The 25,579-nt window shown below is 56.6% G+C and carries 14 protein-coding genes; 3 read left to right on the forward strand and 11 right to left on the reverse strand.

Going from position 1 to position 25,579, the window contains the following annotated elements; translation table 11 throughout:
- Nucleotides 1-125: 125 nt before the first annotated feature.
- The 6 genes from J2Z70_RS10500 to J2Z70_RS10525 form a co-directional block, all read right to left on the reverse strand.
- Nucleotides 126-3,899 carry an Ig-like domain-containing protein gene (locus J2Z70_RS10500; protein ID WP_209872424.1) on the reverse strand — a complete coding sequence of 1,258 codons (3,774 nt, stop codon included), beginning with the start codon at nucleotides 3,897-3,899 and terminating at the stop codon, nucleotides 126-128.
- 37 nt (nucleotides 3,900-3,936) lie between these two features.
- A complete protein-coding gene (locus J2Z70_RS10505) occupies nucleotides 3,937-5,487 on the reverse strand; it encodes an ABC transporter substrate-binding protein (protein ID WP_036732427.1) in 1,551 nt (516 codons plus the stop codon).
- Nucleotides 5,488-5,524: 37 nt separating this feature from the next.
- Nucleotides 5,525-6,409, reverse strand: coding sequence for a carbohydrate ABC transporter permease (locus J2Z70_RS10510; protein ID WP_036732429.1), 885 nt, complete (start codon nucleotides 6,407-6,409; stop codon nucleotides 5,525-5,527).
- A 15-nt stretch (nucleotides 6,410-6,424) separates the two neighbouring features.
- Nucleotides 6,425-7,411 (reverse strand): ABC transporter permease, encoded by a 987-nt coding sequence (locus J2Z70_RS10515; RefSeq protein WP_051478672.1) that lies wholly within the window; start codon nucleotides 7,409-7,411, stop codon nucleotides 6,425-6,427.
- 257 nt (nucleotides 7,412-7,668) lie between these two features.
- On the reverse strand, nucleotides 7,669-9,978 hold the full coding sequence (locus J2Z70_RS10520) for a helix-turn-helix domain-containing protein (RefSeq protein WP_209872426.1): 2,310 nt from the start codon (nucleotides 9,976-9,978) through the stop codon (nucleotides 7,669-7,671).
- 69 nt (nucleotides 9,979-10,047) lie between these two features.
- Nucleotides 10,048-10,800, reverse strand: coding sequence for a GDSL-type esterase/lipase family protein (locus tag J2Z70_RS10525; RefSeq protein ID WP_209872429.1), 753 nt, complete (start codon nucleotides 10,798-10,800; stop codon nucleotides 10,048-10,050).
- A 133-nt stretch (nucleotides 10,801-10,933) separates the two neighbouring features.
- Here J2Z70_RS10525 and J2Z70_RS10530 point away from each other — a divergent pair, with 133 nt between their 5' ends.
- Entirely contained in the window at nucleotides 10,934-11,800 is an 867-nt protein-coding gene (locus tag J2Z70_RS10530; RefSeq protein ID WP_051478676.1) for a helix-turn-helix domain-containing protein, read from the forward strand.
- A 19-nt stretch (nucleotides 11,801-11,819) separates the two neighbouring features.
- Here the strand turns inward: J2Z70_RS10530 and J2Z70_RS10535 are convergent, their stop codons facing one another.
- Nucleotides 11,820-12,722, reverse strand: a complete 903-nt coding sequence (locus J2Z70_RS10535) for an AraC family transcriptional regulator (protein ID WP_036732433.1) — start codon at nucleotides 12,720-12,722, stop codon at nucleotides 11,820-11,822.
- A gap of 132 nt (nucleotides 12,723-12,854) precedes the next feature.
- Here J2Z70_RS10535 and J2Z70_RS10540 point away from each other — a divergent pair, with 132 nt between their 5' ends.
- Nucleotides 12,855-14,840: an alpha-amylase family protein gene (locus tag J2Z70_RS10540; RefSeq protein ID WP_209872432.1), complete on the forward strand. Its 1,986-nt coding sequence runs from the start codon at nucleotides 12,855-12,857 to the stop codon at nucleotides 14,838-14,840.
- A gap of 346 nt (nucleotides 14,841-15,186) precedes the next feature.
- Nucleotides 15,187-20,559 (forward strand): CBM35 domain-containing protein, encoded by a 5,373-nt coding sequence (locus J2Z70_RS10545; protein WP_209872434.1) that lies wholly within the window; start codon nucleotides 15,187-15,189, stop codon nucleotides 20,557-20,559.
- A gap of 844 nt (nucleotides 20,560-21,403) precedes the next feature.
- Here the strand turns inward: J2Z70_RS10545 and J2Z70_RS10550 are convergent.
- From J2Z70_RS10550 to J2Z70_RS10565, 4 genes are read right to left on the reverse strand one after another with little or no spacing between them, the layout of a single operon-like run.
- The gene (locus J2Z70_RS10550; RefSeq protein ID WP_209872437.1) at nucleotides 21,404-21,910 is read right to left on the reverse strand and encodes a hypothetical protein; all 507 of its coding nucleotides are present in this window, start codon (nucleotides 21,908-21,910) and stop codon (nucleotides 21,404-21,406) included.
- A gap of 15 nt (nucleotides 21,911-21,925) precedes the next feature.
- Nucleotides 21,926-22,528, reverse strand: a complete 603-nt coding sequence (locus J2Z70_RS10555) for a DUF4432 family protein (RefSeq protein WP_209872440.1) — start codon at nucleotides 22,526-22,528, stop codon at nucleotides 21,926-21,928.
- A gap of 57 nt (nucleotides 22,529-22,585) precedes the next feature.
- Nucleotides 22,586-23,323, reverse strand: coding sequence for a beta-phosphoglucomutase (gene pgmB, locus J2Z70_RS10560; protein ID WP_245368127.1), 738 nt, complete (start codon nucleotides 23,321-23,323; stop codon nucleotides 22,586-22,588).
- Nucleotides 23,304-25,562, reverse strand: coding sequence for a glycoside hydrolase family 65 protein (locus J2Z70_RS10565; protein ID WP_209872445.1), 2,259 nt, complete (start codon nucleotides 25,560-25,562; stop codon nucleotides 23,304-23,306). The genes pgmB and J2Z70_RS10565 overlap by 20 nt, the downstream gene beginning before the upstream one ends.
- Nucleotides 25,563-25,579 lie beyond the last annotated feature (17 nt).

Here is a 25,579-nt window from a genome sequence, read left to right on the forward strand (position 1 = left end):
CAAGGCAAAGAAGCCGCCCCGTAAGGGAGCGGCTTCTTGCTGTATCCATGGTCTATTCCAGCTGGACCCGTGGTCTATTCTAACTGCACCCGTTCGGATTCTGCGCAAGCAGCGCCCGCCCTCCGTTACGGCAGAACCGAGAAGGTGATATCGTCGAACAGCATATAAGCGAAGCCGCTGGTATAGAAGCCGACCTTGCCGGACGGGCGGTGGTTCGGATCGCTGCCGGAGAGCCTTGGCGAACCATTCACAGATACGGCGATATCTCCGCCTCTCACCGTTACCTTCACATCATATTCCGTATCCGGCAGCAGGTCATGCCCCGGCAGTACACTCTCGGTAAGCTTCTGCCACGCTGTATCATACAGGATCCAGGAGGAAGATCCGTCTGCCCGGGTCCGGTAGCCGATCCGGGTGGAGCCGGAGCTGTCCTGGCGGTCGAAGATGTACAGGATGCCGTTATCCGGCATCACGGACGGCGTCTTCAGCTTGAACTCCAGCTGATAATCCGTGAAGCTGCGGTCCAGCAGGCCTGACGCGCCGTTCAGCAGCTTATAGCGGCGGTTGCCGTCCGGATCAGCGGCGATGCTGCGGTTAGGGTCCACCGGCCAGCCGTTGCCCCCGTTCTCGAAGTCCGTCTCATGCATAATATTAGAGACGGTGACGGTAATATCCGCCTTGATGAGCGGATTCACCGTAGACACCGCCGAGATGACCGTCTGCCCCTCGTATACGGCATGCACAACGCCCGTATTGTCCACCGTAGCGACCGCCGGGTTGGCCGACTGCCAGGTCACGCCTGTATCCGGCGTATCGGAAGGATCGAAGGCCACCTGCAACGGCCGCTGCTCCCTTGCGGCCAGACGCACCGCGCTCTCCGCCGGAATAATCCCGGCCAGCGTAGTCGTCAGAGCCTTGAACTGAATGTCATCGAAGTGCATCTGGCTGACATTGCTGACGTAGAAGCCGACTTTGCCCTCTGCATTGTGTCCCGGATCATTGCCCTTCAAGCGGAAGGCTCCGTCCAGATAGACGCTGATATCGCCGCCCTTCACAAGCATTTTGACACTGTATTCCGTATCCGGCTGCAGGTCATGCCCCGGCAGCTTGACTTCCTTCAGCACCGTCCAGGCCGAATTGTACAGCAGCCACGCAGAGCTGCCGTCCGCCCGGGTCTTGTAGCCGATCCGGCTGGAGCCGCTCCCGGCCTGACGGTCGAAGATATACAGGGTCGCATTATTCCCCATCACCTCCGGCGTCTTCAGCCTGAAGCTCAGCTCATAGTCGGAGAAGTTCTTGGCACTGAGAGACGAGGCTCCATTCAGAATCTTGTACCAGCGGTTCGTTCCGAGCTTCTCGATGCTACGGTTCGCATCCTGCAGCCACCCGTTCGCTCCGGACTCGAAATCCGTGAAATCCATCACGCCGTCCCCTGCCTCCACATGAGCCGTGACCGTGGCGGTCAGCAGCGGATTCTCTGCCGAGGCTACCGTAATGACCGTGCTGCCGACCGACTGGCCAGTAACATTACCTGCGCCGTCCACTACCGCGATGGCGGGATCAGCCGAAGTGAAGGTCAGGGCGGGATGATCCGCATTCCACGGAAGCACCGCCGTGCGCAGCTTCACCGTTTTCCAGCGGTCCACGGTTATTTCATTGTCATAGACGGCAACTCCCTGCACGGGATAGCTGTCCGGACTGGTTGTCGTGCCCGCTTTGCCGTCAACGCCGATATCGTTAAACGGAATGTCAGGGAAGCCGGGAATGGCACCAAAGACATCCGCATCCGGCCGCAGCGACAGATCGCCTCCCGCCAGGTCGGTGAAGCCGGGATCTGCGGCAGTCACCCAGTTATTCGCATACTGGACCAGTCCGAACTTGTCGTAGGCCCCGTACACATTGGTCGTTACGCTGCGCGGAACCGACGGGTTGTAGACGACATTCCCCTGGAACGTATTGGTGTCGGGATAATACCGGTTCTCCGTGAAGAAATCCGCCAGCTCGGGATACTTGGTCATATAAGGGGTGCCGGTGAAATTATTGTTCGCCGCGAACAGCGCCTGCCACTTCGGCATGTAGTTGAGCGGCACCTGATCATCCGGCTCGTCGCCCAGGAACATATCCGCATAATCATAAGGAATCTTGCTGTCGATGAAGATATTGTTGCGGGTCAGGATATGGGATCCGCCGTTATTTTTAATGGCCGAATTGCCCATCTTGTAGAAAATATTCTCGTCAATGGTCAGTCCCATCGTGAAGTTGTCAGGGTATACCCCTTCTACTCCGGCCTTGCTCTCGCCGATGTTATGGAAATAATTGCGCCGGATGACCGTCCCCCGCTCATGGGGCTGCTCGCCCGCATTCATATAGATCGCGCCGAGATCCGAGAAGGTGGTGCATACGTCATAGATCTCGTTATACTCCACAGTATGGTCATTGCCGAAGATCAGCACGCCGGGATGGGGCGCGTCATGCAGCTCATTGTTCGACATGCGGTTGCCGACACCGGACAGCAGCACGCCGGGATTATAGGCTTTGTGGTAGTAGGCAAAATCGTGGATATGCGAGTTCTCCACCACATTGTTCCCGGGCGCAAGCGTTGTCTTGTTGCCTCCCGCCAGCGTGACGGCAGTGCCGCCGATATGATGGATATGGCTGCTGATAATGGCATGGTCCGTACCCGGCGCCCCTTCAAAATTGTTGTAGTAGAACCGGCTCTGCGTATTGACCAGCACCCCGCTGTTGGTGAAGTTACGGATCTCGCTGTTCAGGATACGCATATGACTGCCGCCCATGAATACAGCTGCCGAATCACGGCCGTTCTCCAGAATAAGCTCGGAGAAGTCGATGTACGAAGCATTCAGTGCGTTAATCATCGGACTCTTCAGCATTGTGACTTCAATATCGGGATTCGCGGCAGCGAACTCGGCGTTCGGCAGGAAATACAGCTTGCCGGCCGGGCGGTCGATATAATATTCGCCGGGCATATCGATTTCCTCCAGCAGATTCTGCGCGAAGTGGAAGTCAGGGTACCAGTTCTTGAAGATGCCGCTCATCTCCCCGTAGCGGAGGGTGATGCTCTTAGCGGCCGTATCGATGGAAGCAATCTTATTGTACGACCATTCCCAGCTGTAGCCGAAAATCCCGTCCAGCCAGATATCGTCTGCCTGCGTCCAGTACTGGGGCCGGTCATACGTATAGGTGAAGGTGCCCCCGCGCGTATGCACTTCCCCGTTCGGGTCCTTCCGGGTCGGACCGGGATCAAGGATTTCATCCATCTGGACGGTGCTCTCATTGGGCCAGCGGGCCAGGGTCATGCCCTGCCCGGCCACATACAGCTCCATCGGCGGCACCTCGCTGAGATCATTGGCCAGATAATAGCCGTGGCGGCTGAGCTGGCCGTAATCGGTGATGCCCAGTGCTCCCAGATCTGCGGCCAGCACCTTCGTTCTCGCCTCCGGGCTGATGATCCGGCCGAGAATGGCCGGATCCGTGACCGGAACGAATGCCGATTTGGCCAGCTGGCGGGAGCCTGACAGCGTAACCGACTCCCCCGGATAGGCCGTGTACGTGACCGGTTTGCCGGCTTCGCCCGAATCCTGCTCCCGCAGCTCGAAGCTGGACGTCCGTTCATACCTGCCTTCACGCAGATACACCGTGACGCCGCCTTCCGGCAGTCCCTCCTCCGCTTTGAGCGTCCGGATCGTATCGCGTGCTTTCTCAAGCGTCAGAAACGGGGCATTCAGCGTCCCGGCATTGGAATCGCTTCCATTATTAGCCACATAAAATGCGGTCCCGGACAACACCTCCTCCGCATGTACAGGGGACGCAAACGGAGTAGAGGGATTGAGCGTGAACAGCAGACTGGCCGCAAGTGCCGCAAGCAAACGTTTTTTCACCAAGGCTCCTCTTCCTTTCAACGTGGGATGTAGGGGCTTACTTCTTCAGACCTTTATCCTTAAGGAATTGTTCAAATTGTTTGGTGACTTCAGCCACGTATTTCTCTTCGCCCGCTTCCTTCAGCTTGCCGTACAGCGCAGGCCAGGTTTCTTCGAAATCAAGCGTTCCGGTCACGAGTCCGCGTTTGTATTCTCCCCACACGGCATTCAGGTTGGCAATCTCCGTATTCACCGGCTCGGAATTAAATTTGAAGGCACCTACAGGATTAACCTCGGAACTCGAGTTGATCTTCTTGGTCTCTTCCCAGACATTCTCCGGCTGTCCTTCCTTCAGATACGAGTTGAATACGCTGCCGAATACCCAGTCCATGTTCGGCAGATAACGGGAGTCCGCTTTGGCCTTGATGTACTCCCCGTCCGCCTTGTCATAATGTTCACCGGCAATCCCGTTACAGAGCAGATTGTACAGCTCCTTGTCGGTATTCACCAGATTCAGGAACATCATGGCACGCTCAGGATTAGGGGCGGTACGGCTGATGGATTGGTTGGTAGTGGCCGAATAGCCGTTGGAGAACCAGTCGCTGAGCGGAACCGTAATGACCTCGTTGCCGCCGTTTTTGGCCTTGACCTCCGCTTCCACGCCCGGCTTCAGCGTCACGTTGAAATCGACGGCAATTTGGCCTTTGGCGAGGTAATCATTCGCTTTTTCGGTAGCGGCATCCTTGTAAATATAGCCCTCCTTATACCATTTGCTGGCCAGCCGGAAATTGTCCAGCTCTTCTTCCGGATAGCGCTGGAGCGTATACGTAGGATCATCGGTTTTGATATAGAAATGGTCATCCAGACCGGGAACTACCCAGTACTTGTCGTCATGCGACTGCGGATTGATGAAGGAAGTGCCGAATACGCCAAACGGAATGATATCCGGCTCGTTCTGCTTAATCTGGGCCAGGAACGGCTCGATGTCTTCTATTTTTTTGATGGAAGCGGTATCAAGATTATACTTGTCGGCAAAACGCTTCTGGATGATAAATCCGTAACGGGAGCCGTTGATCTGCTGGTTCGGGATACCGTAAATCTCCCCGTCCACCGAGAGGCCGTCCCACATCACCTGCGGCACCTCCGCCTTCAGCTCCGGCGCGTATTCCTCCAGCAGCTTATCCATCGGCTGAATCGCGCCCTTGCGCACCAGCTCTTCCGGCTTCAGCATGTAGCCGGTCCAGAGAATGTCGAACTTCTCGCCTGCTGCAAGCACCGTGTTCATCTTCTGCACATAATCCCCGATCGCTACAGGCATCAGCTTGACGGTGGCATTGATCTTCGCCTTCGTAATCTTGTTGACTTCCTCCTGCACCTTATCCTGGTCTGCCTGAAGCTGGGACAGCGGATAATACCAGGTCAGCTCGACCGGCTTCAGCTCGCCATCCTTCCCGCCTTCCGCAGCCGCACTTTGCGTTGCCTCCGCTCCGCTTCCTTCCGTCCCTTTAGCGGCATTACCGTTGCCGCCGTTATTGTTCCCTCCGCAGCCTGACAGCACGGATGCAGCCAGCAATACGGATGCCAAAACGCCAACCAGCCCTTTTTTCATGTAAGTGACCTCCTGTACTTAGTACATGTAATGTATGTTAACCCTTTAGGGAGCCAACCGTAAGCCCTTTGACGAAAAACCGCTGAAAAAACGGGAAAATCACCAGCATCGGCCCGCCGGCCAGTACGGCAATTGCCATCCGTGCCGAACTGTTGGGGAAGCTGCTCAGATCAATGCCAAGCTGCCCGGTAAATTCAGAGTTCGTCGTGAGAAACTCGATGCTGTTGAGCGTCCGCACCAGCAGAAGCTGCAGCGGCACCTTGTTCGGATCATCAATGTAGAGCATCGCGTTAAACCATTCGTTCCAGTAGGTGAAGGAAATCAGCAGGCCCAGAGTAGCCAGCGCAGGCGTTGAGAGCGGCAGGATGATCCGGAAGAAAATACGGAATTCCCGTGCGCCGTCGATTTTGGCCGATTCGATGATCTCCAGCGGGATCTTGGACATGAAGCCCTTCATGACCATAATGTTGAACGGCGACAACAGAATGGGCAGAATCAGCGCCAGCAGGCTGTCCTTCAGATGCAGATATTGCGTAATCAGAATGTAGGAAGGAACGAGCCCCCCGCTGAACAGCATGGTGAAAAATACATAAAAGGTCGTCGCCCGGTTATACCGGTAATCCTGCCTTGAAATCACGTATGCCGTCATCGCGGTCAGCAGCAGCCCGGTCAGCGCACCGATGATGGTTATCGTGAAGGTCACGCCATAGGCCCGGAGCAGGATGTCAGGCGCGTCCAGCAGATAGCGGTAGGCATCCAGACTGAAGGACTCGGGGATGAACTGGTACCCGTTTGCAGTCAGCGACTTTTCATCCGTCAGCGAGACTGCGATGACCAGCACAAACGGCAGAATGACCACCAGCGACAGCACCGTAAACAGCAGATTAATGAACAGCTTGGAAAATTCGAATGTTTTGCCCATGCTCAGGGCACCTCCTTACCACAGGGAATTATCGGGATCGACCTTGCGCACAATTCCGTTGGCCGTCAGCACCAGCACCAGACCGACCACCGACTGGTAGAAGCCTGTAGCCGCAGACATGCTTACATTGCCGACTTCACGCAGCGCGCGGTACACATAGGTATCAATGATGTCAGTAGAGCCGTAGAGAAAGCCCGAGTTGTTCGGGATGAAATAATGCAGGCCGAAGTCGCCGCGGAACATATTGCCGATAGACAGGATCAGCATAATGATGATGATCGGGGCCATCAGGGGAATCGTGATTTTGAAGGCCATCTGCCGCTTGGTCGCCCCGTCGATCCGCGCCGCCTCGTAATATTCGCTGTTAATGCCGATAATGCCGGCAAAATAAATCAGCGTGTTGAACCCCACCACCTTCCATAGCTGGACCAGAATAAGTATCACCGGCCACGGCCCGGCATCCTGGTACCAGCTCACCGGGTTCAGCCCGAAGGATTCGAGGGTGCGGTTGATAAATCCGTCCGAATGGTTCAGGAAGGCGTACGCCACATAACCTACAAGCACCCAGGACAGGAAATGCGGCAGAAACAGGGCCGTCTGGTAGAACTTGCTCCATTTCGCCTTGATTTCGTTCATCAGAATCGCCAGCAGCAGCGCTGCCGAGGTCCCCACCAGAATGTACGCGGTATTATATAGAACCGTATTACGGGTGATCCGCCACGCCGTATCCGTAGTGAATAAGTAACGGAAATTGTCCAGTCCCACCCACTTGCTGCCGAAGATCCCGAGATCGTACCTGTAGTTCTTGAAGGCGATAATCAGGCCGATCATTGGAATATAGGCAAAAATCAATTTGTACAGCAGTCCCGGCAGCGAGAGCAGAAACAGCTCCCGGTTGTTCCGGAAATGGTGAAGCTCCCTTCCGATCCAGGTCTTTTTGCGCGTTGCCGCAGGCGCACCCGGACTTGCTTGTTGTTCCGCCAGTGGAACCTTATTCAACATAACCAAAGCCCCTTCCTTTCCTTCCTTAGCTGCAGCTGTCTGCCTGTGTCCCAGGCTTTGCACGACTAACATAGCGCAGAACCAGGCCACTGCGTTACTGTACAATTGCAAGATTGCTGTAGATCCGGGCTGTATTGTTGCCAGATTCCTGCTCCGGCCGGGCCGTGGCATGCATCGCGCAGCAAAAAGCCCGCTATAGGAACAATGTCCATTAGCAGGCCTGGCTTAAGGCTGAAAACCCTGTTTATTGGCTTTGTTTATTTGCTGCGGTCAATGGCCGATTTCAGGCGGTATTCCTTCGGCGTGGTGCCGTAGCGGCGTTTGAACAGGCGGTAGAAATAGCTTTCATTCCCGAACCCGACCTTCTCCATAATCTCTGTCACGGTCAGGTCCTTCTGCTCCAGATACTCTCTGGCGCAGGCCAGGCGGGCTGCGTTGATCTGATCAACCACCGTCGTTCCTTCCTGCGCCTTAAATACCTGGCCCAGATAGACGGAGCTCATCTTGAGCATGTCGGCGATGCGCTGCACATTAAGGTCAGGATCGGCGTAATGCTTATCAATAATTTCCTTCACGGTCTCCGCCAGCAGCCTGTTCTTATCCTCGCGCCCGCTCCGCCGCTGCTCAGCGACCTCACGCACCACCTCCAGGAGCACAGCCTCGATCTCATCCAGCGTTTCCTTTTCCAGAATACGGCGGTTGACGGCCTGCAGGTTGACCGAGACCGGGTTGACGTTGCGGCTGTTCATCTCGCCAAGCGTGTTGCTTAGCGTAACCGCAAGATGCAGCACCGCAGAGAACATATTCTCGTAGCTGAAGCTGCCCAGCAGCTCCCTCCATTTGCGGATCGTCTGCTCCGTCTCTGCCAGATCCCCGCCCTTCAGTCCCTCCGTCAGCTGCCGTTCCAGCTCCTGCGGGATGCGCAGGGATTCATTTGCCTCATTCTCCCGGAGCATCCCCGGCTCAAGCACCGCCCCCTTGCCGTAGATCATCCGGTAGCCGGAGTGGCGGATGGCCAGATTGTAATGCCGGGTGATGTCACGGTAATCCGTGAACACTTCGCTCAGCGTAACCGTGAAGGTAATATGGTAATAGCCTTCAATCGTCTGCTGCAGCCCTCTGAAGCGCTCCTCCAGCTGTGCAAGGCTCTCTGCTGTACTGCCGAATATAAAGACCAGATGGCCGCTCTTCATATCGGCCGCTTCACAAGTGCCTTCCAGCCGCAGCTGCTCCTGGCCGATGTTGGCAATGGCGAAATACAGCAGGGACTCCATCGGCAGCCCCGGTTCGGCGGCAAGCCCCTGCAGATTATCAATCTGCACCAGCGCCAGACGGAGCGGAGACGGATAAGCGATGTCAATGCCATGCTGCTCCCTGAGCTGCCTGAAGGCAGCCTCATCCATGCTGTGGCTGGACCCGATCAGGCTGCGCAGCTGATAGAGCTTGGCAATATTCGACTGCGAGGCCCGCTCCAGCTCAAGCCCCTTCAGCTTGCTGATCATCTCGGTCACATTGGCCGCAATCAGCGACAGCTCATCCTTCGCCTGCGGAGTGCCGTGCGCCTCCTGCGGCACCAGCGTCAGCAGCTGGCCGACCGGCTTATACAGCCGCACCGCAAAGAACACGGACAACAGCACGGCCAGCAGAACAACAGACAGCGTAACCGCGATTTCCGTCCATTTCATCTGCCGGACGCTGCCCAGCACAACATCGTAATCCTGCATGCTGACAATCTGCCAGTTGTTCAGCGCTTTGCTCAGATAAGTAACCTTATACTTCCTGTCTTCATGTGTATAATTGAAGGAATCCAGCGGCTTGCCCGAGGCGCTGATCCGCGGCAGCAGCTCACCCCTGATATTCAGCCCGGCAGGAAGCAGGCCGTCCGTAGAAATAAGCATCTCACCCTCGCTGTCCGTTACGAACAGGACATCATTCTGCCGCTCGGCCACCTGGTTAAGCGCTTTCATATTATCCAGCATCCACCCCGGCTTCACCGTCAATATCAGCACGTTGTCATTGATTGAACCCAGCGACTCCCCGTCATACAGGAAGAAGGCAAAGACGTCTATGCCCCCGCCCTTTCCGTCAAGGTCCAGGGGAATCAGCTGCAGCTTGGGCAGATCCGCCCGTGAGCCCATGTAACCCTTCAGGGAATCGTACAGAACGCGGTTATCAATCTCATGATTCAGCGACGAGAAGAACCGGTGCTGGGCGCCGTTATAGAACACGGCAGCGTGCAGATAAGGGGAAGCCGCCACGGTATGATTCAGGCGCTCGATCTTGAGAATGCTCTGCCTGTAATCCGCACCTGACTTCAGGGCCAGCAGCTCCTCATCATTGTATAGAGATACGGCCAAATCCTTAACGATGCCGTTCATGTTCTCTATGTTGTAATTAATCTGGGTCAGCAGCTTGCGGTCTGCCTCGTTCTGCAGGCTGAGCACCTTGCTGCGGGCACCCGAGTTCACAAACAGCGAAGCGGCCGCCAGTGTGGCGACAACAAGCATGAAGCTGAGCAGAATCCGCTGTAAATATTTGCGCGAGCGGATTGTCTGAAGTATATTCATGGTCCTCTCTCCCGGCTCTTAGGGTGACACTACTATAATCCCGCGCTATTTTGCTTGTCAATCAGGGGTTCAGGAACAGGGCTGCTCCCGGAGTCCGTCCGGATCCTGGCGGAATAACTCCCGCAGCAGCACCTGCGCCATGATCCGGTGACCGGACAGATCCGGGTGGATACCGTCCCCGTAGCGGTAAGAGGCATGAAGCAGCCGCTCATGCCGGATATGCTCCAGCAGCGGTGTACGTATATCGATGACACCGTCTGCAGGACAGCCGCCGGAGATCAGCCAGTCCGCATAACGCTCCAATACACGGTCATAATCCCGGTAAGGCGCGAGATAGCTGAAATCAGCCGCCTCTGCGGGCTGCAGCGGACCGTCCATCGAGGCGGCGTGAAACGGCGGCGGTGTCAGCAGCACGGCAGCGGCTCCTGCTTCACGGATAAGAGTGCTCAGACGCTTCATCCCGGACTGATAGGCTGCAAAGCGCGCTTCCGAGAAGGGATGATAGATCCCGTCATTCATCCCGTAACAGGCAACGGCCACATCGGGACTGGCCGCCGCCAGCTCGCCTGCCAGCCGGTCATGGACACAGGGCCGCGGAAATGGATGCGCGGCTTCGCTGAGCCCCGAGACGGTCTCGCTGGGAACCCCGCACGCAAGCAGTTCCACTGCCAGCTCCGAGCGGTGCCTGCTTAAGCCTTCCCGGACCAGGCTGATATACCGGCCGTCTGCCGTAATGCTGTCCCCGAGGAACAGGATCCGGAGATTTCCGGTACTTGGTTTTTCTTTATGATTCAGTACGCTGTGATTTAGTAAATGAAGCATCTTTTCCCCTCCTGACCATTACGCGGATCTCCCCGGCTGTCCCCAGCCAGGCAAATATGCCCGCAATCTAATGGTAGCGCCGCCCGCCGTTCTCCGCCTTGACGATCCCGACCTTCTTTAGCATAATATTGCCATGACAACCAAAATACTAGCGCGGGACATTGGACTTGAGCCCGGCTTCACCTTCAGAATCCAGAAGTGCCCGCTGACCCATGATTACTACGTCCACAGCCATGACTTCTCCGAGCTGGTCGTCATTCTGTCGGGAAACGCCGTGCATATCATTGAAGGGAGAGAGTATCCGGTTACCGCCGGCCAGGTTTTTCTGATCCACAGCAACGTTTCCCATGGCTACAAGAATGTCGAGGGCATCGAATACGTCAATGTGATGTTCCAGCCTGAACAGCTGCTCCAGCAGTCCGAGCTCAGACTGCTGCCGGGGTTCCAGGCATTATTCTATATCGAGCCGTTCTACCGGAAGGAGATGTACTTCAAGGGCATGCTCTCCCTGGAAGCCGGGCAGCTCCAGGAGGCGACACGGCTGCTGGATGACATTCTGGAAGAGCATGACCGTCAGCCTGAAGGATACCGGCTGATGATCCGCACCTATTTCACCGCCTTGGTAGGCATGCTCTCACGTTATTATCAGAACAGCAGCGGCCACGAGGATAACAAGGCGCTGCGGATCGGTGAGACGGTCACCTATATCGAGGAGCATTTCCTGCAGCCGGTCACCCTGCAGTCCATGGCGGATATGGCCTATATGTCCACCCGCCAGTTCCTGAGAGTGTTCACCCGCAACTACCAGACCACGCCGATGGATTATGTGATCCGCAAGCGGCTGGATTATTCCTGCACGCTGCTGCGCAGCCCCGGCCTGAGCGTCTCCCAGGTGGCGATGGACAGCGGCTTCCATGACCAGAATTACTACTCACGCCAGTTCCGCAAAGTATTCAACTGCACCCCCACCCAGTACCGCGAGCGAATCCTGAATTCCTGACCTTATCCCCGGCCATTGCTCAGATTTCCTCCGTATCGGCGGCGGCCTCATCCCGCATGCGCAGCCGCCGCCGGTATGCCCCGGGGGTGACACCGTACCTCATGCTGAACAGGCGTGTCATATAGTTCGGATCCTGAATACCGACCCGTTCGGCAATTTCAGCAATGTCCAGCACCGTACCGCCAAGCAGCTTCCTCGCTTCCTCCAGGCGCCGCTGCAGCACATACTGCAGCGGCGTCGTGCCGATATGCTGCTTCATGCACCTCGTAATATAATCCGCCTGGAAATGCAGCTCCTCCGCAAGCCCGGCCAGATGAAACGGCTGTCTCCAGTGAACATCCAGATAGGCAGCGGCAGCCCGGGCCAGCCGGGCCGCCGGCTCCGGCTGGCCCGTCCGCTGGCATTCCGCCTGCAGCGCCGCCAGCAGACCGGCCAGCAGCAGCTGGAGCCGGAGCGCGTTCTCTGCGCTCAGCCGGCTGTGAATCTCGTTCATCTCCTGCAGTACCGGCTCCAATGCCTCTATATCAACCGGGGCGAATTTGGGCAGGTACAGGCGCTGCTGCACAGACGGCTCCTCATCCTCCACCGTTCCCTTAGCCAGCAGTGAAGACCAGGGGATCTCCCCGCGCCGGATATATCCCGGCTTATGCTCATGGATGAAGTGCACCCAGTAAATTTCCGTATCTTCCGCACAGGCCCGGTACCCGTCATGCGGCCTTCCCGCCTCCAGCACCAGCAGTTGTCCCGCACCCACTGCGTATTCCTTGCCTTCCTCTGCCATATAGAGCGTTCCCCGCTTGACCAGCAGCAGATCGTACACACCGAACGTGCGGGCGAAATGCCGGTCCCCCGGAGACCAGACCGCATGTCCCACCGTAACCAGCTGCGGCAGCGGGGGAATCGCAAATTCCAGGCACAGCATCATAGCTCCCCCTTGTCTCAGGTCGATTTTGTGCTATTCAAAGTCTATATTATCACTGGCTGCCACGGCGGAAAAGAGGTACATTGACTGGGAATCCGCTTTTCATCCAATTCTCTAAGGGGTTGTGTATCCATGCGTTTCCGTCAGGTTCATCTTGATTTCCATACTTCCGAAGCCATTCCCGGCATCGGGCAGGCCTTCTCCAAATCCCAGTTCCAGTCCATGCTGCGCTCAGGTCACGTCGACTCGGTCACCGTATTCTCCAAATGCCATCACGGCTGGGCCTATCATCCCAGCGACGCCAATGAGATTCATCCCGGCCTCTCCTTTGACCTGCTGGGCGAGATGATTGAAGCCGCTCATGAAATCGGTGTCAAGACTCCGGTCTATCTGTCAGCCGGTCTTGATGAGAAGCTGGCCCGCCGTCATCCGGAGTGGCTGATCCGCGATGCCGAGGACCGTACACGCTGGGTAAAAGACTTCATGACCCCGGGCTACCATGAGTTCTGCCTGAACACGCCTTACCTGGACATCCTGCTGGCCCAGATTCATGAAGCCGTCTCCCGGTACGAGGCAGACGGTATCTTCCTTGACATTGTCGGCGTCCGCAAGTGCCGCTGTCAATACTGCGTCGCCGCCCTGCGGGCAGCTGGCCGGGACCCCCGCGACGAAGCAGCCGTCATCGCCCTCGGCGAGCAGACCTACCTGAATTATGCCCGCCGTGTGCGGGAGACGATTGATGCCGTGAAGCCCGGCCTGCCGGTCTATCACAACAACGGCCATCAGCAGCGGGGACGCCGCGATCTGGTACAGGTCAACAGCCATCTGGAGCTGGAGTCGCTTCCTACCGGAGGCTGGGGGTATGACCATTTCCCGCTGTCGGCACGCTACGCCCAGACGCTCGGCATGGAATTCCTCGGCATGACCGGCAAATTCCATACCTCCTGGGGCGAATTCGGCGGGTATAAGCATCCGAACGCGCTGCGGTTCGAAGCCGCGCTCAGCCTCGCCCATGGCGCCCGATGCTCCATCGGCGACCAGCTTCACCCTTCCGGCTGGATGGATGAAGCGACCTATGCCCTGATCGGCGCCGCCTACAGCGAGGTGGAGGCGAAGGAGGAGTGGTGCAGCGGGGTTACGTCCGTTGCAGATATTGCCGTCCTGTCCCTGGAGGCTGCACGTGAAGCCTGCCCCGGCGGACAGGCACGCAGGGGGGAACGTAATCTGGCGGATGCCGGTGCGGTACGCATACTGACAGAAGGCCATTACCTGTATGACATCGTAGATACGTTCAGCGACTTCACCGCCTACAAAGTGCTGGTGCTGCCCGATGAGGTGCCCCTCTGGCCGGAGCTGGCCGACGCGATCGGGGCCTTTACCGCCGGAGGCGGCAAGGTGCTGGCCACCGGACGCTCCGGCCTGAATCCGGCAGGCGATGCTTTTGCACTGAACCTGGGGATCAGCTGGCTGGGGGCCAACCCTTACCGGCCGTCTTACTTCAAGCCCCATTTCACGCCCGGCGCCCTGCTGCCTGCATCCTATGTAATGTACGGCGAGGGTCAACTGGTGGAACTCTTGGAAGGACAATCGCTCGGTCATCTGGAGAATCCTTATTTCAACCGCGATGTCTTCACCTTCTGCTCGCACCAGCATACGCCGGGTGCACAGGAGGATAACGGGCCGGGGATGGTGGAGAGCAGCAGCGGGATCTATATTGCCTGGGATGTATTCAGCGAATATGCGGATGCCGGCCATCTTATCCTGAAGGAAATGGTGCTGCATGCACTGTCGCGGCTGCTTCCGATTCCTTCCCTTCGCACTACTCTGCCGGCCCGGGGCATAACGACCTTGCAGTACCAGCAGGCAGAGCAGCGCTATGTGCACCATCTGCTCTACGCCGCACCCGCCCTCAAAGGCCGGATCGAAGTCATCGAGGATATTGTGCCGCTGCGGGACATTTCCGTCAGCCTGCGCCTCCCCTCCTCTGACCCCGTCCACCGGGTCTATCTGGCCCCGTCGATGACAGAGCTGCCGTTCACCGTCAGCAGCGGGGGCGGGATCACCTACACGATTCCTTACCTGGAGAATCATCAGATGGCGGTAATCGAGCTGGTGTAGCCGGAAGAACGGCCATTTCTCCCTGCCAGTCATGCCAGACAGGCCTGTAAGTTGCCCGGACGCAGCTTGCAGGCCTGTTTCTGCTTCCCGGTCCAGGCAGTCAAAATAACATAAGAAAACTAAAAAAAATGCAAGCCGTCCGGCTTCCTGTCCGGCAGACTTCTCCAGTCCTGACAATCCCTCAAAATATCGCAAAACATGATGCGGAAAAACAGTTCCGCTTTTAATTTATAATGAATGCGTAGCGCTACAAATTTAAGTAAGCGGTTTCATTCGTCAGCTCGTAAGCTTTCAGGAGGAAAATTGAACAGATAAGGAGATTATTATGAGGAAAAAAAGTTTGGTGATGTTACCCTTTGTAATCCTGATGTCCTTCATGCTGGCAGGCATCTCCAGTGCAGAGGTAACCTCTAATTTTGTCAATCCGCTTATGGGAGGTGCTGATCCCACCATCGCCAGGGCTGCAGACGGCTATTACTATTCAGCCTTTTCGGGCGATAACAATATCACCCTGAAGAGGCATGAGACCATTCTCGGCGTATCTGTTGCCAAAAGCAAAGTTGTCTGGAAAAAGCCGGATAACTTTGGATACGTATGGGGTCCTTATATCTATAGGCTGGAGGGTAAATGGTACCTGTACTTCTCTTCCGGCCCGGAGAATGATTACGGTTATGGTCATCCCAGCTCATATGTCCTGGAGAATGCGTCTCCCGATCCTTTTGAAGGAACCTGGGAGCTTAAGGGCGAATCCGCCAATGCAGACAGCGACGGGCAGGTTACGGTCAAGCAAGGGCTGCTGAACACGGAGAGCTTCGGTTTGGCCTGCGGAGTGGTATCCATTCAAGGAGAAACCTACTTCACCTATACCAAATACTTCTATTTTCCTGACCCGAACGACCCGGCAAAGACGAAATTTGACGAGAGTCCTACCATTGTCAAAATGAAGAACCCGTGGACCCTGGAAGGTCCGGAGGGCACTGTGGCCCGGCCGCAATATGACTGGGAGAAGCAGCACGATAATATCAATGAGGGCGCGGCAGTAGTGGAACGCAATGGCAAAACCTATTTCGCTTACTCTGCAAGCAGCTTCATGAATGATAACTATTCTGTGGGAGTATCCGTGGCGGATGCCGGCTCCGATGTGATGCAGGCAGATTCCTGGGTGAAGCATCCTGAGCCGGTCATGAAAAGATCGGATGAGAACAGCTCCTACGGACCGGGATCCCCCCTGTTCCTGAAGTCCGAGGACGACACCGAGGATTGGATCATGTATCATGGCATACCGACTCATGGACAAGGCGGCGGGAACCGGGGTATCAGAGCCCAACGCTTCCACTGGGATGATCATGATTTCATCAATCTTGGAATCCCTTCCAATCCCGGCACTGTCCTGAACAGACCCTCCGGCGAGGAAAAAAGCGAAATCTACGAAGCCGAAGATGCAAGCCTGTCCGGTGTGACCAGAATCGTCGGCAAAAGCGGTTATGCTTCAGGCGGCCTGTACGAGAAATTCAGCAACAGCAGCGACAATAACTATGTAGAGTTTACAGTGAACACCAACGCACCGGGAACCTACTCTCTGGATTTCAGGTACAACAACAATACGCCAGGCGCGGTTAACATGAAATTAAAAGTCAACGGGGGGGCAGCCCGGGATCTCTCTTTTGCCTCCAACGCAGGCTTTGATGCCAACTTCGATATCCATTCCGTTCATAATATTCAGCTGAATGCCGGAAGCAACACGATCCGGTTATCCGGCAGAAGCGAGCTGGCCCTGGATGCGATGATTATCAAACGAAGCAGCCTGTACGAGGCCGAAGATGCCATTCTGTCCGGGAATGCTCAGATTGACAGAAACCACGCGGGATATAGCGGAACCGGATTTGCCGGCGGCTTATGGGTTACCGATTCTGCGGTCACCTTCAAGGTTAATGCCGCCAGTGCAGGCAGCTATTCGGTTAATCTGGGCTACAGCTTAGGGTTTCCGGATGACCGGACTCTGACTATGTATGTGAACGGGCAAAAAATTAAGCGGGTCGATTTCTTCAGCCTGGGGAGCTGGGACCGCTGGGCCGACCGTTATGACAATGTTTTCCTCAAAGAAGGGGAAAATACGATCATGTACAAATATGACGCCGGTGATACCGCCAATGTCAATCTGGACTATATCACGGTCACCGAAGCAACCACCTGGCATTATGGAGCAGAGGATGCCAAGCTGACGGGCGCGTCTGACACTTCAGTCGTGTACGCCAAAGACGGCAACATGGGGACCGGTTATGTAACCGGGCTAGCCGCTGCGAACTCCTCGGTAGAGTTTGCTGTAAATATTGAGAATGCGGCGTCCTATGATGTGAAATTGAGATATGCAAAAGCTGATGCGGGCAAAACCCTGGCCCTCTACTTAAACGGCACCCGGATCAAGAGCATCACCCTCCCTGCTTCCGGAGGGCCTGCGGTCTGGAAGGAGCAGCTTGAGACGCTGAGCCTGAAGCAGGGAAAGAACACAATTACTTACAAGAATGAAACGGACAATACCGGCATCATCAATATCGACAGTATTCATCTGACCAAGCGTACCCCCTGGAGGTATCAGGCAGAAGATGCCGCCAGAGCCGGAAGCCTGCAGGTGGCCAGAGATCATCTGTGGTATGAAGGCAACGGATTCGTCGGCGGCTTCGAGCAGACGGGCGATTCGCTGAAGTTCGAGGTCAACGTGCCCAATACGGCAGCCTATACGTCAACCCTGCGGTATTCCGGCGCACAGAGCACCAACATAACGATGTCGATGTACGTTAACGGGCAGCGAATCAAGCAAGTCTCTCTGACTCCAACCGCGAATTGGGAGATGTGGGCCAACAGTACCGAGTCCGTGAACCTGAACGCGGGTAAGAATGTCATTCAATTCATCCGTGAACAGGGCGATACCGGAAGATTCAATATCGACAGTCTCACCATTGATAAGACAAGCGGCGGATTTATGAGCTCCAATGCCAAGAAGATCATTCCCGAAAAAATGGTCAAAATCCAGCCGAAGCACAGCGGAAAATCACTCGATGTAGACCGGGTCTCCAGTGATCCGCTGGCGGTCATTAACCAATGGGCGAACGGCGACGGCAATAATCAGCTGTGGAGATTCCTGGATCTCGGCACAGGATATTACCAGATCCAGTCGGTGCAAAGCGGCCTGGTTATTGACATTCTTCCCGGCTCAGCCATACAGCAAATCTGCCAGAATACAAGAGCCACCGGAACGATCCCGGATTCCCAGCAGTGGAAGCTGGTGAAAGACGGAGACTATTACAAGATCGTGAACAAAAGCAATAACAAAGTCATTACTGTAAACGGAGCATCCAATAATAACGGTGCTGCAGTAATCGTAGCTGATGACCAGGCAAAGGATAATCAGCGCATGAAGATTGAAATCCGCAACCTCAGCAACAGTGAGATCAGCGCCTTAAGCGAGCCGGGCGGGCGCTATGAGGTAACCTTTAACGCGAGTGGCGGAAGTCCGGAGCAGACGGTTGTTCAGGCTGTATACGGAGAAGCGTTGACTCCTCCGGCAGTCACGAAGGAAGGCTATGAGCTGGAGGGCTGGTACAACGAGGCTGAGAAATGGGATTTTGCCGCCCGTACAGTGCCCGGCGCATTAACGCTGACGGCGAAATGGGAGCTTAAGGCACCGGAGGTGCAGATCGTCAGTGAAGGCTCGATGCGGGCAGGCTCAGACGGAGTGCTCCGCGCCGCAGGCAAAGGTACAGGAACGCTGTCCTACACCTGGTATGTGAACACGGGTGAAGGCTATGGCGAGCCGGTAGGCTCGGGCGACAGGCTGTTGCTTCCGCAGCTGTCGGAAGCGATGAACGGCTACCGGTACAAGGCCGTGGTGACCGGCGAAGGCGGCTTAACCGGGGAGCAGGAATACATCCTGCAGGTGCTTCCGGCCAATGCCGAATGGACCCCTCCGGCATTTGGAATGGATCTGCCGGCCGGGCTGGAGACCGTGGCGGGTGAACCATTGACGCTGCTGGTTGAGCCGACCGGAGATGTAGAGTCCATAGAGTGGGAGATGAAGCGCCCGGACGGCGGAGACTGGCTGGCGGCCAGTGTTACCGGAGCGGTATACAGCTTCACTCCTGGAGTGGAGGATGACGGAATACAGTACCGTGTCGTGCTGACCGGCACAGCCGAGGTGAATTCGGTACGAGTTACCGGAACGGAGCTTACCCTCAAGGTATATCCGGCGCATGAGCTGCCGTCTATCCAGTCGTTCGCAGCGACAGCTAACCCGGTAACCGAGGGAGATTCCGTTACCTTTACTGTTGTAGCCAGCTCGGTTTACGGCGAGCTGAGCTACCGCTGGCTGAAGAATGACCTTGTGCTGAACGGCGTCACCGGCAGCAGTCTGACTGTTGAGAAGGCCGGGGCTGGGGATGCAGGAGCCTACAAGGCAGAGCTCAGCAACACCCGTACCATCGGCAACCGTTCTTATACGGATACAGCCTTTACAGAGACCATTGATCTGACCTTCCGTCCAGCGGTAACACCAACGGACCCTCCGGTGACACCGGCAGACCCGCCGGTATCAACGGCAACCCCTAAGCCCACACCGCAGCCAACCGCAACGCCGGGTCCTGCGGCTGCAGTCATTACAGCGGCTCAGCTAAGCGGCCTAGGGACGGACGGAGTGGTTACGGTACAGGTAGGGCAAGCGTCTTCCATTGAGCTTCCGGTGAATGCCGGGGAGCTGCTGGGAACCCGCTCCCTGCGTGTGCAGGGAGACGGAATCGGGCTTGTGCTGGCGCCGGAGCTGCTGAAGCAGCTGGCGGAAGCGGTGCCTGCGGACGGGCGCAGCGGTGCCAGGCTCCTGCTGACGGCAGCGCCGAAGGCGCTGGCCGAAATTGCGATGAAGACCGAAGCAGGCGTCACGCTTAAAGGCAGGCTGCTGAGCTATGACCTCAGTCTGACCGGGGCGGACGGCAAGATCCACCGGCTGGATAAATATCCGGTTCCGGTAAGCCTCAGCTGGCCGGCCGCTGGACTTGATCCGAAGCTGCTCGGCCTGTACCGTGTGGAGAGTGACGGTACGCTCACCTACCTGGGCGGTGCTGCAGAAGGCAGCGGGTTGAAGGGACTTCTTGACGGCAGCGGCACCTACGCGCTGCTGGAGTATTCCAAGCAATTCAGCGATGTTCCGGCCACACACTGGGCCTTTGACGCGCTGCGCGAGCTGTCTGCGAAGCATCTGATCCGGGGCATCTCAGAGCAGGCTTATCAGCCGGGCCGGAATATTACCCGGGCTGAATTCGCACAGCTCCTGGCGAACACACTGCAGCTAAGCGGCAGCGGCACCACCAGCTTCACGGATGTGCCGCAAGGCGCCTGGTATCAGAAGGCACTCTCCGGCATGGTCGAGGCCGGCCTGATTACCGGACGCACCGCAGAGTCCTTCCAGCCGAATGCAGAGATCAGCCGGGAAGAGATGACCGTCATTCTGATGCGGGCGTATCAGCTCCGGCAGGGAACTACCCTTCCGGCTGCTCCGCTCAGTCCATCCCTTAAGGATGCCGACAGCATCTCCGGCTGGGCAGCGGAACAAGTGGCCGCAGCGGCTTCCCTCGGCCTCGTGAAAGGCCGGGCCGACGGCACCTTCGCTCCGAAGGCTCCCGCCACCCGTGCCGAAGCTGCGCAGCTCCTGCTGAATTATTTGAAGAAATAGGCCATGTCAGGACGCGGTTATCACCTGTTCTGCAAGGCATAATTAAGGCGCTCCCCCGGAACCGTTTCCGGGGGAGCGCTTCTTGCTGTCCTCAAGCTTTAAAAGCCAGTTACCCGCTATACCAACCTCTCGTTTATCCTAGTAAAGTTCTGCATCCATCACAGTAACTCCTGGCCTCCACACATTAGCGCTCTGCTTCCAATACAGTAACTTCTTGCCTTCACATAGTAACGCTCCGCTTCCATTACAGTAACTCCTGTCCCCTTCACAGTAACGCTCTGCCTCTATCACAGTAAATTTTCAGTTCCAAGTTTCCGAACTTCAGCGCTTCCATCCAGTACAGCATCATATGTTTAACTGCAGGAATCAAGCACTGGCACGTTAAAGTCCGATCATGGTCGTCATATTCGCAATATTAGCTCTGATGCTCTACTAGTATCGTCACACTAATCTCTCAATTCCTGCCCAAAATACAACATTCCTCTCACAAAATCAGCCCCGCCCTGCAATTGTTGTACGAATGTCATCATTTCTCCGCCTCCTTGCATCAATACGGAGCAAATCCTGCATTTCGTGCAGGAATCCGGCTTACATGCCGGTAATTTGAGAGTCTAGGCTGCATAATGTGCAACATTTCCGCCTTGGCCTCTTGTGCCGGGCCTTCTTATGTCTGCCGGATAACTTCTGTCCCCCGTGTAATTTCTTTCCGCCGTATAATCCCATTCCCTGCAATAAAAAAACACCTTCAAGATTGTCTCCCTGTCTTTCGGCAGGGTCCATTCTCTTGAAGGTGTTTGGATGGTGTTTGGATGGGTCTCACTTTATGGGGCTGCTCCGGCACCCATCACTTTGCTGCGCTTCGGATCAAGCCGATAAGGGATGCAATCTCCGCTGGATCACGGCTTGCCCCCAGAATGATCCAGCCGCTGCACTGGCTGCGCGGCCCGAGATAGACCGTTTCACCGTCTATCGTTTTTTGCTGCATGGAATTGGGCCGCGTTTTACATGGCTCCAGAGCATACATGCAGTCGCTGATCGCCCGTTTGGCGATCAGCGAACGGGGATAGCATTGTAGAGAACGGATGACATAGGCTGCAGTATCCTGCCCTGCGTTCACCACCATCTCGGCGGTCAAGCCCCGGCTTCCCCCTGCAGCAGCAGGATAACATCGGACCTGCGGCAGCCCGGACAGTCCCTCCACGGGCTCAGGGACGTATTGATAACAGCGGATCGGGTCCAGGCGGGTCCAGGCACCGTAGACAGCCAACGGGTCCGCTTCCGGCGGGGCAGAATCGCGGAGCAGCATTTTCTCAGGCAGGACCGGCAGGATATAACTCCCCCCGCCCGCCATGAAGGCTCCCGCCAGCTAGATATGGTATCCGTCATCAACAGGTTGGACGGAATCTGTTACATTTTGCACCGTATCCTCACGGAACAGGTCAGCCGCCCCGTAACCGGTAATGATGCGGACTGTTTTATGATACACAGGCGACATTCCATATCCTCTCACCGGAATGTCACCCTCCAGGCAGATTTGCTGCTCATCCCAGCTCAGCCGCACCGATTCCGGCAGCGCCGGGGAATAGGAACCCGTCCCGTGGACGGTTCTGACCTCATCCGGGGTGCCGAAGATTTCGGGGCCTATAGCAGCTACAGCCGCAAAGAACCCTGAATCCCAGCCCGAATGCTCATTATCGTTCAGATCTACATGATCCGGATGAAGCAGATACCGCTCATCCCGCTCCCAGCTGATCTTCTCGGCCTCCAGCCAGATTTCCCCGATATCCATCCCCCGCTCCAGAATCACGGTGAAGAGCAGCCGTCCATTGGAGATCGTCAACTTGTGCATTTGCGAGCCGAATCGGTCTGTAACCAGCACCAGACTGACATAGCCGCCTTCCGGCAGCGCTAGTGGAAGGTCCGGCTGCAGCTCGGCCAGCGTCAAATTACCAATTTGCTCAGTGTTCATCCAAATGCTCCTTCCGTCCGCCCCTCTGCCAACCGGCCATTCATCCCCGTCCGCCCATCAGCCATCCAGCCGTTCCCCCCGGACCGACCAATGTTCATCCGGGCGTTCTTCTCCTCCGGTATAACCGGCTATGCCGATATGGCTAAGCAAATATACAGGTTCCAGCTGTTCGAAGCTGGTAACGGTAAGGTGGGCGCGGGCAAGCAGCTCCCTGTCTCCGATGCCGACCACGCGCATGCCTGCCCGGACCGCACCTTCTACACCCGCGGCCGCATCCTCAAAGACTATACAGGCAGCAGGCTCCGCAGTAAGTAACCGGGCGGCCTGCAGGAACACCTCCGGGTCCGGCTTCGCCCGGGCGGTGCTGTTTCCGTCCACTACCACATCAAACAGAGGCCGGATGTTCACCTTCTCCAGAATCAGCGGCGCGTTCTTGCTGGCCGAGGCAATCGCCGTTCTGATTCCGCGGGAGTGTAACCGCCCAAGAAAGCTCCTTACACCCGGTAATACATCGTCCGGGGTAAGCGTCTCAAGCAGTTCCTTGTACCACTCATTTTTGCGGGAAGCCAGATCCTCCTTCTGTTCTGCTGTCAGATCCGTAATTCCGCCGGCCCGCAGCAGAAGATCAAGCGACTCCATACGGCTGACACCCTTCAGCTGCTCATTCTCTCTTTCGCTGAACGCGAAGCCCAGCTCACCGGCAAGACGCTTCCAGGCCCTATAGTGAAACTTGGCGGTATCGACAATGACACCGTCCAGGTCGAAGATTGCTGCCTCAAACGGTTGTGCCCGCAACAAGATTCCCTCCATTCAGCTTCTGCACTTCATAAGTATCTGGATTAACGGTGATCTGGTAGCGCTCTCCCCGCCAGGCCAGCGTGAAGCTCAGCTTTTCCCAGCCCTCGGGCAGCCGGGGCTCCAGCTCAATGCTCTCACTCCACATCGCACTCTTCAGCCCGGCGAACCCGTATACGATCAGCTGCCACAGGCCGCCGCAATTGGCGATGTGAATCCCCTCGGCAGCACCTTTCTTCTCCGCCGAGAGATCGATATCCATCACCCGCTGCAGGAAAGCCCCCGCAGCCTCCTTCTGGCCGAGCCAGGAAGCCACAATGCCGTGAACCGCCGCTGACAAAGAGGAATCATGCGTCGTAATCGGCTCATAATAGGCATAGGACGCCTTCAGCTGCGCCCGGGTGAATTCCTGCGGGAACAGCATCATTAATTCCAGCACATCCGCCTGCTTCAGCGCCTTGGAGCGGTAATTGCGCTCCTGGGAGATGAAATGGCCGAAGGGACGGGACCTGTCGGTCCAGACACTGGCAAAATCCACCTCTGCATAGGAGTCGAAATCATCGGATTGCGGAACAATATCGCTCCGGCTGTCATACGGCAGCCTCAGTTTCTCCGCCGTGTGCCGGAAGCGCTCCCGTTCACCGGGACGGATATCCAGCCGCGCTGCCGCTGCCGCATAGCTGTCACGCTTACCGTCTTCCAGGCTGTCCAGACAGGCAACGGTCTGCTCCAGACTGAATTTGACCATACGGTTGGTGAAGGCATTGTTGCGGGTAAAAGGCAGATATTCATCCGGTCCCATCACGCTGAGCAGCTCGCCCTCCCCCTCCCGGTTCCAATCCACCCGGTCACACCAATAACGGGCCGTCTCCACCAGAATATCTACGGCATAGCGCTCCAAGAATTCATCGTCGCCCGTAGCCCTCACGTAATGATATAGCGCGTACACAATATCCGCTGTTATATGAATTTCGTGATCCGCATACTGCCAGTTGGCACATTGCTCTTCCCCGCTTATGGACGACTCCCAGGCATACCTTGCTCCCCGGTACCCATATTTCTGCGCGTTGCGTCTGGCTCCATCCAGCGTATTATAGCGGAATAGAAGCAGATTGCGGGCTGCTTGCGGATGGGTGTGCAGGAAGAAGGGCAGCAGGTTAATCTCCGTGTCCCAGAAATATCTGCCGAAATAGGCCTCACCGGCATATCCCTTGGCACAGATGGCCACACGGTCATCCTCCTCCCTGTTGGAGCGGATCAGATGGTAGATGGAAGCCCGGACGCTTAATTGTGCCGCATCATCTCCCTTGATACGGATATCAGCGGCCTGCCATTTGCGCTTCCAGCAGTCTGCATGCCGGTTATACAGCTGCTCCCGGCCCAATTTGCGTGCGCGGCTAAGCTGTGCCAGTGCCCGGTCGCGGACTGTTCCTTCCTCCATATCCCGGTCAGTTGTCACCGCAGTCAGCTTGCTGACGGTCAGCCGGTCACCGGTGTTCAGCCGGCACTCCCCGCGAAGCGCAGCCATCACCGGGGTGTGGCCGGCCTGCCAGTTCACCGCTTCAGAGGCTTCCAGCGCAGACAGCATGAAGATCCGGTTGCCCTCCTCTGTCAGTGTCTCAAGCGATATACAGTCCCCGGGTTCCGCCGAAGGAACTACCCGGGCAAAATGATTCATCCCGTTCGTCCGCACATCGGCCCTGAGCGCCGCCTTTACTTCCAGCCTGCCTTCGCCTGCCAGCACCTCCAGCTGGACCTGCTGGATGCACAGATGGGTATCCGCCATACTCAGATAGCGGCTATAGGTACACTTAAGCTGCATCCCCTCTTTTGTCTCCCACAGGAACGAGCGGTGAAGCCTTCCATCCCGCAGATCCAGCCGGCGGCTGTAGCCGCTGATCCGGCAGCGGTCCATATCCAGAGCCTCGTCCCCCGACCGGAATTCAAGCCCCAGCATATAAGGGAGATTGACAATCTCCTCCTTCAGCAGCGGATGCTGCGCAACAATCCCCGGGATGAAGGTTCCCTGCTTGGACTTGGGATGACGCGGCTTCTCGAGCGTAACATTGTCGGGAAAACGCAGATATTCCTCATCCTGCGGCGCATCACTGCAACCTTCCTCAAAGCTTCCGCGGACATGCATATAGCCGTTCCCTTGGGTGAAAAGCCCTTCATAATGCTTATGCAGCCGGGCTTCATACCCGTCTTCCTTCAGCCACCACAGGTTATCCTCATTCATCTGCAACCCTCACTTCT

This window comes from Paenibacillus silagei (genome assembly GCF_017874735.1).
Classification (GTDB): domain Bacteria; phylum Bacillota; class Bacilli; order Paenibacillales; family Paenibacillaceae; genus Paenibacillus_AQ; species Paenibacillus_AQ silagei.

Coding starts and splice junctions, on each gene's coding strand:
- J2Z70_RS10505 (WP_036732427.1), bottom strand. CDS start 5,487: ATGAAAAAAGGGCTGGTTGGCGTTTTGGCATCCGTATTGCTGGCTGCA.
- J2Z70_RS10555 (WP_209872440.1), bottom strand. CDS start 22,528: ATGAACACTGAGCAAATTGGTAATTTGACGCTGGCCGAGCTGCAGCCG.
- J2Z70_RS10565 (WP_209872445.1), bottom strand. CDS start 25,562: ATGAATGAGGATAACCTGTGGTGGCTGAAGGAAGACGGGTATGAAGCC.
- J2Z70_RS10540 (WP_209872432.1), top strand. CDS start 12,855: ATGCGTTTCCGTCAGGTTCATCTTGATTTCCATACTTCCGAAGCCATT.
- J2Z70_RS10510 (WP_036732429.1), bottom strand. CDS start 6,409: ATGGGCAAAACATTCGAATTTTCCAAGCTGTTCATTAATCTGCTGTTT.
- J2Z70_RS10515 (WP_051478672.1), bottom strand. CDS start 7,411: ATGTTGAATAAGGTTCCACTGGCGGAACAACAAGCAAGTCCGGGTGCG.
- J2Z70_RS10535 (WP_036732433.1), bottom strand. CDS start 12,722: ATGCTGTGCCTGGAATTTGCGATTCCCCCGCTGCCGCAGCTGGTTACG.
- J2Z70_RS10550 (WP_209872437.1), bottom strand. CDS start 21,910: ATGGCGGGCGGGGGGAGTTATATCCTGCCGGTCCTGCCTGAGAAAATG.
- J2Z70_RS10545 (WP_209872434.1), top strand. CDS start 15,187: ATGTTACCCTTTGTAATCCTGATGTCCTTCATGCTGGCAGGCATCTCC.
- J2Z70_RS10530 (WP_051478676.1), top strand. CDS start 10,934: ATGACAACCAAAATACTAGCGCGGGACATTGGACTTGAGCCCGGCTTC.
- J2Z70_RS10520 (WP_209872426.1), bottom strand. CDS start 9,978: ATGAATATACTTCAGACAATCCGCTCGCGCAAATATTTACAGCGGATT.
- J2Z70_RS10525 (WP_209872429.1), bottom strand. CDS start 10,800: ATGCTTCATTTACTAAATCACAGCGTACTGAATCATAAAGAAAAACCA.